Source organism: Micromonospora sp. NPDC005553, assembly GCF_042871765.1.
Classification (GTDB): domain Bacteria; phylum Actinomycetota; class Actinomycetes; order Mycobacteriales; family Micromonosporaceae; genus Micromonospora.
On sequence record NZ_JBIAJD010000001.1, the window covers coordinates 847,541 to 862,283 of the forward strand.

A 14,743-nucleotide genomic window follows, 5' to 3' on the forward strand; every position below is an offset into this window, starting at 1 on the left:
CAGGGGCGACGGCCCCTCAGCCCGGCCGACCACCCGGGAGGTGTTCGGCTTTAGCCATGTGAGGAAAAAGTTCGTCACCTCTTGTAAAAAGTCTCAGCCCAGTGAGGATATTCAGATGCGTCGTCACCCTCAGAATCCTGGGCGGGTGGTCTCGGGCCTCCTCGCGCTCCTCCTCGCCTCGGCGGTCGCTCTCCTCGTGTCCGCCCAGCCCGCCGCAGCTCACGGGACCCTCGCCATGTCCACACCGGCGAGCGGCGCAACCGTGCGCGAGCCGTTGACGTCGGTGCAGCTGTTCTTCACCGAGAAGGCCGCTGCCAACGCGTTCTTCACGATCACCGCGCCGGGTGGCATCCGGGTCGACAATGGCTGGTCGTACGGGGAGCCGAAGCCGCTGGACAAGCCGGTGCGCGAGTACTTCCTGGTCAACGGCCAGTTCGAGCCACGCGAGTACACGACCGGGTTCCCCGCGACGGTGGCGGTCGCGCACCTGCCAGCCAAGGGCCAGTACTCGGTGAGCTACCTGTCGGTCGCCTCGGACGGGGACCCCGTACGCGGCACCTTGACCTTCCGCTACGACGGGCCGGTGACGGCGGCGCCCAAGGGGTGGAGCCCGCCGTCGACCCAGCCAGATCCGGCGCTGTTGGCCACCGCCGAGCAACACGGGTCGTCCGGGCAGGCGTCGGCGGTGCCGACAGTCGCGGCCGAGACGGCGGTTCCGCCGTCCGCGGCAGCGGCTGCGCCGACCGGATCGACTGACGAAAGCGGCCCCGGAGCGGTCGCGTGGGTCGGCCTGGCGGTGGTCGCGGTGGCGGCGGCGGCGGCCGGATTCGTCGTCTGGCGTCGGCGGACGACCCCCACCGGCAGACCCGCCGGCCGGGGCCGTACCGCGTCGGCGACATCCGCTCGACGCGGCGCCGGCACCCGTCCCGGGACCAGGACCGCCGGGACCAGGACCGCCGGCACCAGGATCGCCAGCGCCAAGGCCACCGGCGCCAAGGGCGCCGGTAGCAAGCCCGCCGCTGCCAGAACCGGCGGCGGCAGAGCGGTCGGTGGCAGGACCGACGCAGACAGGAGCCTCGCGGCGACCGGCAGCGGTACGCAGACCTCGGACGGTAAGCGGCGACCCAGCGCCGTGCCGGCCGCGCGTAAGGACACCGCCGTCGTCGTGGCTCGGACCGGCGTCGCTGTCGATCCAACTCCGACCGCTGAGGACGCGAAAGCCCCCGCCACGACGGACAGTCGACTGCCCGTCGACTCCGGGGCATCGCCCGACCCGGATTTCGCCACGGCGACGCCCGGGTCCCGGCTGAGCAACACCAGCCTGGCACTGTTCGTCGGTACCCTGGTGCTGGCCCTGCTCGGCGGGTTCGGGTTGGCGCGCATCAGCGGCAACGAGGGCCCGGCCGCCAACAACGCCCGGCAGCCGGCGGGCGGTCCGCCCGCCTCCGGCCCGGAAGGGTCCGCGGCCGACGGACACCAACACCCGGCGGGCACCGGGCCGCACACGCACCGGGGCGACGGCGGCACGGGCGAGACGCTGGCCACCGGGACGACCGTCAGCGCCGGCGGGTACACGCTGCAACCGCTGGAACGAACCCAACCCGCCGGGGTACGCGCCGACTACCGCTTCCGCATCGTCGGCACCGACCGGCAGCCGGCGACTCGCTTCGCGGTCGTCCACGACAAGCCGTTGCACATGATCGTCGTGGGCCGTGACCTGAGCGGCTACCAGCACCTGCACCCGACGATGGCACCCGACGGCACCTGGAGCGTCCCCATGACGCTGGCCCGACCCGGCGGCTACCGCGTCTACGCCGACTTCTCCGTCACCGCTGCCAACGGCACGCCGCTGCCGCTCGTGCTGGGCGTCGACCACACAGTGCCCGGTGCGCACACCCCGACCGCGCTGCCGCCGGCACAGGCGCAGGCGACGGCTGGTCCGTACACGGTGTCGATGACCGGCACCCCGACGGTGGGGGTGACGGCGCCGATCCACTTCCAGGTCGCCAGCGCCGACACGGCAACGCCCGCGCAGCTGGAGCGATACCTTGCCGCGTACGGGCACCTGGTGGTGGTTCGTGAGGGTGACCTCGGCTACGTGCACGTGCACCCCGAGCCGGAGCTGGTCGACGGGACTGTCAAGTTCTGGCTGACCGCGCCGAGTTCAGGCCGGTACCGGGCCTTCTTCGACTTCCAGGTCGCCGGCAAGGTGCACGCCGGGGAGTTCACGATCAACGTTCCCTGAGCCCGGAACTTTCTCCCTGCTGCGGCCGACCAACCTCCCAGCAGCAACCATCGGAGGAAGAACACATGCGCGCCACCAGCCCGAACGTTTCACGCCGCCGCTCGGCCGCGATCCTCGCCGCCGCGATCCTGACGGTGGGCGCCGCCGGGTGCGGATCGTCCGACTCTCCGTCGACCGCGCAGACGAGCCCGTCCGCGTCGGCCCCGGCCAACCCGGACGCTGGTGTGCTCGGCATTCGTGACCCGTGGGTGAAGGCGGCCGACAAGGGCATGACGGCGGCCTTCGGGACCCTGGTCAACGACGGCGACAGCGATGTCACGGTGACGGGCGCCACGAACCCCCTGTCACCGATGGAGCTGCACGAGATGACCATGAAGGACGGCAAGATGGTCATGCAGGCCAAGCAGGGTGGCGTCGTGATCAAGGCCAAGAGCACGCATGCGCTGGAGCCTGGCGGCGACCACCTCATGCTGATGAACCTCACCAAGCCCGTTCAGGCCGGCGACGAGTTGACCTTCACGCTGACCTTCGCCGACGGCAGGACCCAGCAGTTCAGCGCCGTGGCCAAGCCGTTCACCGGGGCGCAGGAGAGCTACGCCCCCGGGCACGGTCAGCCCATGCCCGGCGTGAGCGCCACGCCGGAGATGAGCATGAGCCCGTCATCGTGACGCAGACGCCACCCGTCCGGCCGATGAGCAGGCGCGGCCTGCTCACCGGCGGTGCCCTGGCTGCCGGAGGGGCCCTGGCCGGCGGCGCCGCCATCGCCACGACCCGAACCGGCAGCGGGCAACCACCGGCCGCCGCCGACACCACGCCGGTGGCGAGCGTCGGCGGCCTGGTCGAGCCGTTCCATGGCGCCCGGCAGGCAGGGGTGTCCACCGAACCGCAGGCGCACGCGTCGTTCGTGGCGCTCACAGTGCGGGCCGGCACCGACCGGGCCGCGCTGGGCCGGATGTTGCGGCTGCTCACCGACGACGCCGCCCGGCTCACCCAGGGCCGACCCGCGTTGGCCGACACCGAGGCCGAACTCGGGCTGCTGCCGGCACGGCTGACAGTGACCTTCGGCTTCGGGCCGGGCCTCTACCGGGCGGCCGGCGTCGACGACCGCCGGCCGGCATCAGTCACCGAACTGCCGTCGTTCCGCATCGACCGACTTCAGCCGGCCTGGTCCGGCGGTGATCTGCTGCTGCAGATCTGCGCGGACGACGCGATCTCCGTCGCCCACGCCCAGCGGGTCCTGATCAAGGACAGCCGCCCGTTCGCGACAGTGCGGTGGGTCCAGCAGGGCTTCCGACGCAGCCCTGGTGTCGAGCCGGGCGGCCACACCCAACGCAACCTGTTCGGTCAGCTCGATGGCACCGCCAACCCCAGACCCGGCGCGCCCATGGACACCGCGCTCTGGGTCCCGGAGGGCCCGGCGTGGCTGCGCGACAGCACCACACTGGTGCTCCGGCGGATCAGCATGAACATGGAGACCTGGGACCTGCTCGGCCGGACCGACCGCGAACTCGCCGTCGGGCGACGGCTCGACACCGGCGCCCCGCTCACCGGGACCGCCGAACACGACGAACCCGACTTCGCCGCCAACGACGCCGACGGCCTCACGGTCATCCCCGACTTCTCGCACATGACCCGCGCCCACGTCACCGACGACCGGTTGAGGATTCTGCGCCGGCCCTACAACTACGACGGGGTGCCGACGGCGGAGGGCCACGCGGACAGCGGCTTGATCTTCGCCTCGTACCAGGCCGACATCGCACAGCAGTTCCTGCCCATCCAGCGCCGGCTGGCCGACCGGGACCTGCTCAACGAGTGGACCACTCCGATCGGCTCCGCTGTCTTCGCCATCCCGCCCGGATGTCGTCCCGGCGGTTGGATCGGCGAGCAGGTGCTCGGATGAGCGTCCCCTCCTGTCCCGCGGCCGTCCGACTCGGCGCGGCGGTGCTCGCCGTCCTCGTTGCGGTGCTCATCCCGGCCAGCCCGGCCTGGGCGCACAACTCGCTCCGAACGGCCACGCCCGCTCGGGACGCGACACTGCCGAGCGCACCGACCGAGGTCACGCTCGAATTCATGCAGCGACTCGACCCCGCGTTCACCACCATCGTGCTCACCGACGCCGCCAAGCGGAAGCTTCCCACCGGCGAACCAGTGGTCACCGGAGCGAAGAGCACGATCCAGGTGACCGACCCCCTGCCGAACGGGACATACACGGTCGCCTACCGGGTCGTCTCCGTCGACGGGCACCCGGTTCAGGGTTCGTACCCGTTCACGGTGGCCGATCCCTCGTCGAGCGCCGCGCCAGTTGTCGCCGTCAGCGCGTCAGCGCCCGCCCCGCCCGCCGCCGGGGCTGCGTCCAGCGACGGTCCGAGTGCCGGTGTCCTCACTGCGGCTGCCGCGCTGGCCCTTCTCGTCCTGGTGGCGGCTGGGCTGCTGTGGCGACGGGCGGCCCGACGCTGATCCGACCCGCCCCCGTGCGGTCGGCTCGCCTCATCACCTCATGCAGACGACCACCGTCATCGCCCCCGACTGGTACCTCGCTGTGCACCCCGCCTGGGCATCGTCGCTGCTCGCCGATCAGCAGCTCGGCGCCGGCATCGCCTGGGCGTTCGGCGAGCTGCCCGCCGTCGTCGTCATGATCGTCCTGATTCGCCAGTGGATTCGCGCCGACAAGCGTGAACAGGACCGCCTCGACCGGGCCGCCGATCGGGCCGACGCCACCGGCGCGGAGGACGACCTCGCCCGCTACAACGCGTTTCTCGCCGCGGCCCGACGTCCCGACATCGATCCGCGCCGCACGGCCCGGCCGGACCAGCCCTGACATCGATGACCGATCTTCGGGAACCGCCGGCGTCTTCCCCCCGACTACCAGTCAGGGCCGATGCGACACCTCACCGGGCGACCAGACCAGTACGGGAAACACCTTCGTGCTTCCCGACTCTTCCGATCGGATCACCATGTCTCTGACTGAATTGTCCGGCACCCCGCAGCCGGAGCCCGCCACCACCGTCGAGAAACCGGCCCGAGCCGCCCGGCGCACGTCGCCGTTCGGCGCGCTGCTGCTGCGCCTGCACTTCTACGCCGGGATCCTCGTCGCCCCGTTCCTGGTGGTCGCCGCACTGACCGGCCTTGCCTACACCGTCACCCCGCAACTCGACACGATCCTCTACGGCGACCAGCTGAAGGTCGCCCAGGTGGGTGACCGGCAACTGCCGCTGGCCGAGCAGATCGGGGCCGCGCGCAACGCGCACCCGGACGGCAGCATCACCACAGTGCAACCCGGCGCCGGCGACCAGACCACCACTGTGGTGTTCTCCCTGCCCGAGCTCGGCGAGAACCAGCACACCGTCTACATCAACCCGTACACCGGCGAGTCCCAGGGGCAGCTCACCACCTGGTTCGGGTCCACGCCGATCACCACCTGGCTGGACGACCTGCACCGCCATCTGCACCTGGGAACGGTGGGCGAGCACTACTCCGAGCTGGCCGCGAGTTGGTTGTGGGTGATGGCGCTCGGTGGGGTCGTCCTCTGGTGGCGGCGACGTGGCGCCGCCCGGGCCGCCGCCCGGCACCTGTTGGTGCCGGACCTGTCCACGGGTAAGGGCGTCCGCCGCACCCGTGGGTGGCACGCCACCACGGGCATCTGGCTCACGGTCGGTCTCCTCTTCCTCTCCGTCACCGGCCTGACCTGGTCCCGATACGCTGGCGCGAACTTCGCTGCCGGTCTCGACGCGCTGAGTGCCCGCACTCCGGAGATCTCCACCAGCCTCACCGCCGGCCCCACCGCCCCTGCCGAGACCGGCGGCGGTCACGAGCACGGTGCCGCCGGGGCGGGCGGGATCGTCGAGTCGGCGGCCTTCGATCGGGTCCTGGCTGTCGCTCGCGGCGCGGGCCTCTCCGGTCCGGTTGAGATCAGTCCCGCGCCGGAGCCGGGCTCCGCCTGGACCGTCACGCAGGTCGACAACACCTGGCCGGTCAAGAAGGACCGGATCGCCGTCGACCCAGCCACCGACACGGTCACCGCCCGCAGCGACTTCGCCGACTGGCCCCTGCTGGCCAAACTGAGCGGCCTCGGCATCCAGGCCCACATGGGGATCCTCTTCGGCCTGGTCAACCAGATCCTGCTCGCCGCGCTCGCCCTCGGCCTGCTCTCCGTCATTTTCTGGGGCTACCGCATGTGGTGGCAACGCCGGCCCACCCGCGCCGACCGCCGTGCGATCGCCGGCACCCCACCGGCGCGCGGCGGCGTACGCGGCCTGCCGCTCTGGGCGCTGCTGATCGGCGTACCGGTGACGGTGGCGCTCGGCTGGACGCTGCCCCTGTTCGGGCTCACCCTGCTCGCCTTCCTCCTCATCGACGTGGTGGTGGGTGCGGTGTCCCGACGCCGACGACCTGCGGCAGCTCCCACCTCGCCGGCACCCGCGGGGAGCTGATCCACCGGACCGGCCGTCCGTCGTCGGACGGACGGCCGGCTGGACACTTCGCTCAGATCACCACCTGTTTGGTGGTCGGCAGGCTGTCGACCATCGACTTCTGCACGTTGATCGTGTCGGCGATGATCTCGTGGGGCGTGTTCGCCATCCACTGCATCACCGAGATGTCCTCGAATCGGGGATGGCGGAACATCTCCAGGAACACCAGTGGCTCGTCGCCGGTGTTTTCGATGTAGTGGCCGTACGCGAAGGGGACGTAACCCACGTCGCCGGCCTGGAAGTCGAACGTCCGGGCGGCGGCCTGCGAGGCGAAGACGCCCATCCGCCCGGTGCCGGAGATGTAGTACTGCCACTCGTCGGTGGTGGGATGCCAGTGCAACTCGCGCATCCCTCCCGGCTCGACCTCCACCAGGGCAGCGGCGGTGGTCACGGAGGCGGCGAAGTTTGTCGAGTCGGTGATCCGGACCGTACCCCCGCGGAACCGTTGCGGGGTCTGCGCGAGCATCCGGTGCTTGAAGCTCCGGGGGATGTCACCGGTCGGGCTGACCACCCGGTCCTGTTGCAGGGGCGGTGGGACGTCACCCTGGAAGATGTACCTCTCCCGCTCGGGCAGATTCTCCATCTGTTCCAGCGTCCAGCCGAAGTTCTTCGCCAGGACGTGCCGAGGGGTGTGTGCGAAGAAGTCGCTGAGCAGGAACGTGTTGTTCTCCGAGAACGCCCCGTCGTTGAACACCAGCAGGAACTGTGCGCCGTCCTCCAGGGCCTGGATGTTGTGTGGCACGCCCTGCGGAAAGAACCACAGATCGCCGGCCTTCACGTCCTCGATGAAGTTGCGTCCCTCGTGGTCGACGGCGCTGATCCGGCAACTGCCGCTGAGCATGTACGCCCACTCCGACTGCTGGTGCCAGTGGATCTCCCGGTATCCGCCCGGCTCCAAGCCGAACTGGACACCAGCCAACTGCGTGGCGACCGGGAGGTCGCGGCTGGTGACCTCCCGGGTCCAGCCGCCCTTCTCCACCCGGGTGTGCGCCTGCGAGAAGGAGAACTTGAGGTTGGGCACCAACCGGCTGTCGGTCGTCGGCGGCACCACCAGATCAGGATTCTGCCGCTCAAGCTCGACGTTGCGGCCCGCAAGTGGCGCGGCACCCTGATCGCCGCGCCGCGGCTGGGGGTCGCTGTTCGCCATGATCGCTGCCTCCTCAGTCGGGTTGGATCGGATTGGGCGCGGGAAGGGATCCGCCCCGCAGCCGTAGCCGGGACGAGACCCCCAGCAGGGCACGAAGTCCGGGCCAGCCGTACTGGACCGTGATCGCGACCGGAATCGCCGCGGCGGTCGCCGTCAGCACCAGACGGGTCCACGCCGGAGCGTGACCACCCACCCCGGTGCCGGCGTAGAGGACGAACATCAGCAGTACGACCCGGAGCCGATGCAGACCGGGAAGTTCGATGAGCTGGGCCATGACTCGATGATTGGCGCCGAACACCGTCCGACGCATCACGTGATCGCGCCATTGCCGCCGGTCAGATCCCGGACGGCGCAGGCCATTCCGCCCAATCGAGCCGGTTCGTCGATCTGGTCGCCCCTCCCTGACGCCATGGATAGGCTCGGTCGCAGGACGGCCCTTCGACGAGCCTGGTAACAACCGGGGAGAACGCCATTGTCCGAATCACCCTTCAACGCCGGGACGCTTCCGGCCGACGACATCGCCACCGACGCCGAACAACGACGGCACCGGCTCTTCGCCACGGCGGACCAGCTCCGGCTGGCCGGGCGCGGAGTGGAGGCGCTGCACGTCCTGGCGACGGATATCGCCACGAGTAGCAGCGGCGAGCGCCACCGCACCCTCCTGCTCGGGCGCCTGGCGCAGATCGTGGCACTGGAGCAGCCGGCCATCGCCCTCGCCGGTCTGCGGGAGGCGTTGCACCTCCGACTGGACGCCCCCAGCCGCAGCACTGTGCTCGCCCTGGTCGCCACGATCGCGGCCCGCACGGGACATCCGGACACCGATGCCCTGCTGCGCGACGCGGGTACCGCGCACGCCGCGTCGGGTGATCAGGCGTCCGCTCGCCATCTCGCCCTCGGCCGGGCCGCCCGCTCACTCGCGCACGGCGATCTGCCGGGCGCCCAGGCCGTGCTGGCGGCCCTCGACCCGGACTCCTGGGCGGCACGCGCCGACGCCGCATCCATCCGGGCGGAACGCATCCTCGTGCAGCTCGGTCTGGGCCGGCACCAGGACGCGCGGGCCGCGACCTGTCAGCCGCCCGAGGCGACCGACGTCTCACTCACCGGGCTGACCGCGCTGGACTGCCTGCGCATGGTGGCCGTGGGAGAGCTACCCGAGGCGGCCGCGCTGGCCGTCACGACGCTCAGCTCCGGTTCGGCGAACCTCAGCAGGGAGGTGCGTGCCCTGTTGGTCGCGGTGATCGGCGAGGTCCGCTACCGCCGTGGCGAACACGACGACGCCCGCGCCATCCTCCGCGCCTGCCTGGCCGAGGACCGGTGGCCCGACCGTACAATGTGGACGTTCGCGTTCTGTGTGGCGGTGCGCGACGCCGCCCTCAGCACGCCGGCCGGCCTGCTCACCAGGGTCGTCACCGACCTGCACCGGTCGGTCCGGCCGCTCCTGCCCGTGCCGCACTTCGGCCCCCGACTGGTACGCGCGGCGATGGCCGCCGGCGACACCCATGCTGCCGGTCGGGTCACCGAACTGGTGGAGCTGGTGTCCACCCGTACTCCGGTGCCGCTGTGGCGAGCACTGGCCGACCAGAGCCGAGGGTTGCGCGACGGTGACGCTGGCGCGCTCCGGTCGGCGGTCGACCAACTGCGCACCACCGCCGCCCGGCCGGCGCTGGCCGACGCGTTGCTGGACCTCGCGAACTGCCCTCGGGCGCGGTCCGGAGAAGCGCGCGATGCCGCGCACGAGGCGGCTGCCCTGTACGCCCGGATCGGTGCCCCAGGCGACCAGGCGATCGCGGACCAGCGCTGCGCCGCCCTCGCCGCCACCCCGCGCCACCGGTCCTCGATGGACGAGCTGCCGAGCCGGGGCATCGACGCGCTCACCCCCGCGGAGGAGCGGGTCGCCGAGATGCTCGCCACCGGTGCCACGAAGAAGGAGGCGGCCAGGAGCCTCTTCGTCTCCTTCCACACCGTGGACACCCAACTCCGCTCCATATACCACAAGCTGGGCATTCACAATCGGATGCAGTTGGCGCGGGCCTGGGAACGCGCCCGTCGCTGAACAACATGCGCCGGGCCGGGCTGGTGCCGCTCTACGAACGCCGCAACTGGGTCTGGCGAGCAGCTTCCTGAGCCCGCTTTCCCGCCGTCACTTCTCGCTGTCGAGCAGGCCCATCATGGCGGTCGCGTACCGCTGGCCGGAGGCTGCTCCGGCCGGGACGGCACGCTCGATCTCGTCCACCGCGTCCTGGTCGAGCACCACGTCGACAGCGGCCAGCGACTCGGTCAGCCGGTCCCGCCGCCGCGCCCCGACCAACGGCACGATGTCTTCGCCCTGTGCCGCGACCCAGGCGATCGCCACCTGACTGGTGGTCACCCCGAGCCGCTGTGCAACCCGGCCGAGCGCGTCCACCAGGCGGAGGTTGGCGGCCAGGTTCTCGCCCTGGAACCGTGGGCTGTTCGCCCGGAAGTCCGTGCCGGTCAGCTCACGCTCCGCCGACCAGTGGCCGCTGAGCAGACCTCGGGACAGCACCCCGTAGGCGGTCAGCCCGATGCCCAGCTCGCGCAGCGCCGGCAGGATGGTGGCCTCCGGGCCTCGGGAGAGCAGCGAATACTCGATCTGGACGTCGCTGATCGGTGCGACCGCTGCGGCCCGACGGATGCTGTCGGCACCCACCTCGGAGAGCCCGATGTGCCGGATGTAGCCGGCCTGCTGCATCTCCAACAGCGCACCGACGGTCTCCTCGACCGGTACCTGCGGGTTCAGCCGCGACGGCCGGTAGATGTCGATGTGATCGGTGCCCAACCGTCGCAGCGAGTACGCCAGCCGGTCCTTCACCGCCGCCGCCGACACGTCGTACGGTGCCGCCTGGAAGCCGCCGTCGGGTGTACGGCGTGCGCCGAACTTCACGCTGAGCACCACCTCGTCCCGGCGACGCTCCCGCAGCACCCGGCCGATCAGCATCTCGTTGTGACCCGAACCGTAGAAGTCGCCGGTGTCGATCAGGTTCACGCCGGCATCGATCGCGGCGTGCAGCGTCGCGACGCTCTCCGCCTCGTCGGCCGGCCCGTACAGGTCGGACATGCCCATCGCGCCGAGCCCGATGATCGAAACCTCCGGCCCGGAGGCACCCAGCCGTCGCCGTCGTAGACCCGTCATGTCCCTCGTCTCCTTCGGTCGTCGTCGGTGCGTGGTGGCGACCAGGCACCGCTGTGTACGCTGTGTCCATATAACCAGCAAGTAGACAGCGTGTCCATATAACCGGGAGGACCAGTGGCCGAGCTCACGACGGATGCCCAGCCGCCAGCACGCCGTGGTCGTGGCCGCCGGCCCACCGATCAGGTACGAACGGAGATCCTCACGGCCGCTGGTGAACTCCTGCTGGCCGAGGGCATGGCCGGCTTCACCATCGAGAAGGTCGCCGCCCTCGCCGGGGCCAGCCGGATGACGATCTACAAGTGGTGGCCCTCCAAGGGCGCGCTCGCCCTGGACGGCTACTTCACTGTCGTCGCGCCCACGCTGGCGTTCCCGGACACCGGCGACATCGTGGCCGACCTGACCGACCAACTGGTCGCCTTCGTCCACCTGGTGCGGGACACCACCGCCGGACGGGTCATCAGCCAACTCATCGGGCAGGCGCAGACCGACCCGGAACTGGCCGCCGCCTACCGCGAGCGCTACTCCGCCCCCCGCCGGGCCCTCGCCGTCGAAACCCTCACCCGGGCCATGACCCGGGGGCAGCTACGCGCCGACATCGACCCCGAATCCGTCGTCGACCAGCTCTGGGGCGCCTGCTACCACCGGCTTCTCATCGCCGACCTGCCGCTCACCGAGGACTTCGCCCGCACCCTGATCGACAACCTCATCCGCGGACTGCGCTGACCGACAACCGGTCCGGCCACCACAGGCCACTGACCGACCGGGCGCACAGGCGACCACCCGACCAAACATGAAGATCATGTTCAATCGGTGCTAACGTCATCGATCGATGCTCAAGCGATCGTCAGTCTCGCCCGGCCGGCACCGCAACCTGAGGTGAGGATGCCCCTCCACTTCGACCTGCTCGGGCCGCTGACAGCGTCGCGGGACGGCCGGCCGGTCCCGCTCGGGTCGACGAAACAGCAGCTGGTGCTGGCCGCTCTGCTGCTACGCCCGGGTGAGGCGATCTCCGCCGACCAGCTGATGGCGATGGTGTGGGGCGACCAGCCCCCCGCCTCGGCCGCCGCGAACCTGCGCACCTACCTGCGCGGGCTGCGCCAGGCGCTCGACTGCGCAGCGGACGAGCACCGCCGGATCCTCACCACACCGGGCGGCTACCTGCTTCGCGTCGAGCCGGACGAGCGGGACGTGGACCGGTTCGACGCGGCGGCGGCGCGCGGACGGGCAGCACTGGCCGCCGGCGACCCGGCGGCGGCGCAGCCGGAGCTGGCCCGCGCGCTCGGCATGTGGCGGGGGTCGGCCTTCGCCGGGCTGCCGCTGCCCCGGCTCCTCACCGGCCGGGTCGCGCGGATCACCGAGCGGCGTCTGCTGACCGAGGAGGACCACGCCGCAGCGCGGCTCGCGCTCGGGGAGGCCGCCCAGGTGATCCCCCGACTGCGGGCACTGCTCGACCGTCACCCGCTGCGGCAACGGGCCTGGTCCCAACTCATGACCGGCCTCTACCAGATCGGTGACATCGCCGGGGCACTGGCAGCCTTCCAGCAGGCCAGGCGCACGCTGGCCGAGGAGACCGGGATGGACCCCGGCCCCGAGCTGACCCGGTTGCACGACGACATCCTGCACCACCGCCTCAGCCAGCAGGCCGCGACGACGGGGCCGGTCGACGACACGTCGGCTGGCGCGGCACCGGGCCGCCCTCGGCAACTGCCACTCGCCCTGCCCGGCTTCGTCGGGCGCTGCGCCGAACTCGATTTCCTCGACGCGGCCCTCGGCGCCCGATCCGCACGACACGCCACTGTGGACGTCGTCACCATCAGCGGCATGGCCGGCGTGGGCAAGACGACGCTCGCGCTGCACTGGGCCCACCGGGCCGCCGACCACTTTCCCGACGGCCAGTTGTACGTCAACCTCCGAGGCTACGACGACGCGGACGCGGTATCCCCCGCCGATGCCCTGGTCAACTTCCTCGAGGCGCTCGGCGTACCTGTCGGCCGTATCCCCAGCAGCGTCGACGCTCGGGCCGGGCTGTACCGCAGCCTGCTCGCCTCGCGTCGGATGCTCGTCGTCCTCGACAACTCGCGCGACGCCGACCAGGTGCGCCCGCTGCTGCCCGGCGTGGGTCGGTGTGCGGTCCTGGTGACCAGCCGCGACCAGCTCAGCAGCCTCGCGGTGGCCGAGGGCGCCCGACCGTTGACGCTGGAGGTGCTGACCGCCGCCGAGTCGACGCGGCTGCTCCGCAGCCGACTCGGTGACGTCCGGGTGGCGGCGGAACCGGCGGCGACCAGCGAGGTGATCGAATCGACGGGACGCCTCCCGCTCGCCCTGTCCATCGTGGCGGCCCGGCTGACCGCCCGGTCCACCTTCCCGATCGACGCCGTCGCGGCCCAACTCCGCCAGTCCGAGTCCCGCCTCGAGCAGCTGGCCGACGGGGACGTCCGCCGGATCTTCTCCTGGTCGTACCGGGCGCTGAGCGCCGAGGCGGCCCGCCTGCTGCGCCTGCTGGGCCTGCACCCGGGCCCCGACCTGACCGGAGACGCCGCCGCCGCGCTGCTCGGCCGCCCCCGGGCGGCGGTCACCCCGCTGCTGAAGGAGCTGACCCGGCTGCACCTGCTGACCGAGCACCTACCCGAGCGGTACGCCCTGCACGACCTGCTCCGGTCGTACGCCGCCGAACTGGCCCAGGCATCCGACCTGGCCGAGGAGCGACAGGTCGCCGCGCGCCGGATGCACGACCACTACCTGCACAGCGCGCACCCCGGCGCGGTGCTGCTCCAGCCGACCTGGACACCCATCGAGCTGGAACCACCGATGCTGGCGAACGTGCACGTGCCGATGCCCGATCGGGTCGTCGCGGCGGCCTGGTTCCACGCCGAGCATCCCGTCCTGCTGCGGGTGCTGCGTCAGGCCGCGGAGACCGGCTTCGAGCGGTACGCCTGCCAGCTCGCCTGGGCTCTGGCCGCGTACCTCGCGCCCAGAGGCATGTTCCAGGAGCAGCTCGCGGCCCAGCAGGCGGCGCTCGCGGCGGCGCAGCGGATCGGCGACGTCCGGGCGCAGGCGCAGGCCAGCCGGATGCTCGCCCGCGCGCTCATGCGGCTCGGCGATCAGCACGCGGCCGAGCACCACGTTCAGCGGGCACTGGAACTGTACGAACAGCTTGAGGACCTGGACAGCCTGGCGCTGATCCTGCGCCAGTACACCGAGCACTGCACCCAGTACGGCCGGTTGGACGAGGCGCTCAAGCACAGCGCCGAGGCGCTGCGGGTCTCGCAACTCATCGGCAACCGGTACGCCGAGGCGCGCGCGCTCAACGTCAAGGGTTACCTGCACGCCCTGATCGGTGACTACCAGCAGGCCGTCGTCGACTGCGCCGAGGCGCTGGCCCAACAGGAGGCGATCGACGATCGCGTCGGGCAGGCCGCGACGTTGGACAGTCTGGGCTTCGCGTACCACCGGCTCGGTGACCCGGCCAAGGCTGCGGTCTGTTACGAGCAGTCCGTCCAACGCTTCCAGGAATCGGCCAACCGGTATCACGAGGGGCTGACCCTCGTCCGGCTCGGCGAGGCGCGCGAGGCGATGGCGGACCCTCCGGCCGCTGCCGAGGCATGGCTGCGGGCCATCCGGATCTACGACGACCTGGGCGACCCCGCCGCGGACGTGGTGCGGCAACTGCTGGTACGCGTCGCGCCCGGCCACTCCCGCCTGGTGACCCCGCCCGAGTGAGACCACCGGCT

At 71.4% G+C, this 14,743-nt stretch carries 12 protein-coding genes; 9 read left to right on the forward strand and 3 right to left on the reverse strand.

The genetic code is table 11. The features are described from left to right. Positions 1 to 115: 115 nt before the first annotated feature. From ACFYPG_RS03910 to ACFYPG_RS03935, 6 genes are all read left to right on the forward strand, one after another. Positions 116 to 2,245: a copper resistance protein CopC gene (locus ACFYPG_RS03910; protein ID WP_387350103.1), complete on the forward strand. Its 2,130-nt coding sequence runs from the start codon at positions 116 to 118 to the stop codon at positions 2,243 to 2,245. Between the two features lie 65 nt (positions 2,246 to 2,310). Continuing rightward, the gene (locus ACFYPG_RS03915) at positions 2,311 to 2,913 is read left to right on the forward strand and encodes a copper chaperone PCu(A)C (RefSeq protein ID WP_355006214.1); all 603 of its coding nucleotides are present in this window, start codon (positions 2,311 to 2,313) and stop codon (positions 2,911 to 2,913) included. Positions 2,914 to 2,936: 23 nt separating this feature from the next. Further along, positions 2,937 to 4,145 (forward strand): Dyp-type peroxidase, encoded by a 1,209-nt coding sequence (locus ACFYPG_RS03920; RefSeq protein WP_387350105.1) that lies wholly within the window; start codon positions 2,937 to 2,939, stop codon positions 4,143 to 4,145. After that, on the forward strand, positions 4,142 to 4,702 hold the full coding sequence (locus ACFYPG_RS03925; protein WP_355006216.1) for a copper resistance CopC family protein: 561 nt from the start codon (positions 4,142 to 4,144) through the stop codon (positions 4,700 to 4,702). Before ACFYPG_RS03920 ends, ACFYPG_RS03925 begins: the two co-directional genes overlap by 4 nt. A gap of 40 nt (positions 4,703 to 4,742) precedes the next feature. Then, complete coding sequence (locus tag ACFYPG_RS03930) at positions 4,743 to 5,063, forward strand: cytochrome c oxidase assembly protein (RefSeq protein WP_355006217.1); 321 nt, start codon at positions 4,743 to 4,745, stop codon at positions 5,061 to 5,063. Positions 5,064 to 5,199: 136 nt separating this feature from the next. Next, a complete protein-coding gene (locus ACFYPG_RS03935) occupies positions 5,200 to 6,675 on the forward strand; it encodes a PepSY-associated TM helix domain-containing protein (RefSeq protein WP_387350107.1) in 1,476 nt (491 codons plus the stop codon). A gap of 52 nt (positions 6,676 to 6,727) precedes the next feature. Here ACFYPG_RS03935 and ACFYPG_RS03940 read toward each other — a convergent pair whose 3' ends face one another. Beyond that, a complete protein-coding gene (locus tag ACFYPG_RS03940; RefSeq protein WP_355006219.1) occupies positions 6,728 to 7,861 on the reverse strand; it encodes a cupin domain-containing protein in 1,134 nt (377 codons plus the stop codon). 13 nt (positions 7,862 to 7,874) lie between these two features. Beyond that, positions 7,875 to 8,135, reverse strand: coding sequence for a hypothetical protein (locus tag ACFYPG_RS03945; RefSeq protein ID WP_355006220.1), 261 nt, complete (start codon positions 8,133 to 8,135; stop codon positions 7,875 to 7,877). A gap of 198 nt (positions 8,136 to 8,333) precedes the next feature. On the opposite strand from ACFYPG_RS03945, the gene ACFYPG_RS03950 reads away from it, so the two are divergent. Continuing rightward, positions 8,334 to 9,914 carry a LuxR C-terminal-related transcriptional regulator gene (locus ACFYPG_RS03950; RefSeq protein WP_387350109.1) on the forward strand — a complete coding sequence of 527 codons (1,581 nt, stop codon included), beginning with the start codon at positions 8,334 to 8,336 and terminating at the stop codon, positions 9,912 to 9,914. A gap of 87 nt (positions 9,915 to 10,001) precedes the next feature. On the opposite strand, the gene ACFYPG_RS03955 is transcribed toward ACFYPG_RS03950, so the two are convergent. Further along, positions 10,002 to 11,012, reverse strand: a complete 1,011-nt coding sequence (locus ACFYPG_RS03955) for an aldo/keto reductase (RefSeq protein ID WP_355006222.1) — start codon at positions 11,010 to 11,012, stop codon at positions 10,002 to 10,004. A 114-nt stretch (positions 11,013 to 11,126) separates the two neighbouring features. Between ACFYPG_RS03955 and ACFYPG_RS03960 the strand changes: the two genes are divergently transcribed. Next, positions 11,127 to 11,735 carry a TetR/AcrR family transcriptional regulator gene (locus ACFYPG_RS03960; RefSeq protein ID WP_355006223.1) on the forward strand — a complete coding sequence of 203 codons (609 nt, stop codon included), beginning with the start codon at positions 11,127 to 11,129 and terminating at the stop codon, positions 11,733 to 11,735. Between the two features lie 159 nt (positions 11,736 to 11,894). Next, positions 11,895 to 14,732, forward strand: a complete 2,838-nt coding sequence (locus tag ACFYPG_RS03965) for a BTAD domain-containing putative transcriptional regulator (RefSeq protein ID WP_387350111.1) — start codon at positions 11,895 to 11,897, stop codon at positions 14,730 to 14,732. Positions 14,733 to 14,743 lie beyond the last annotated feature (11 nt).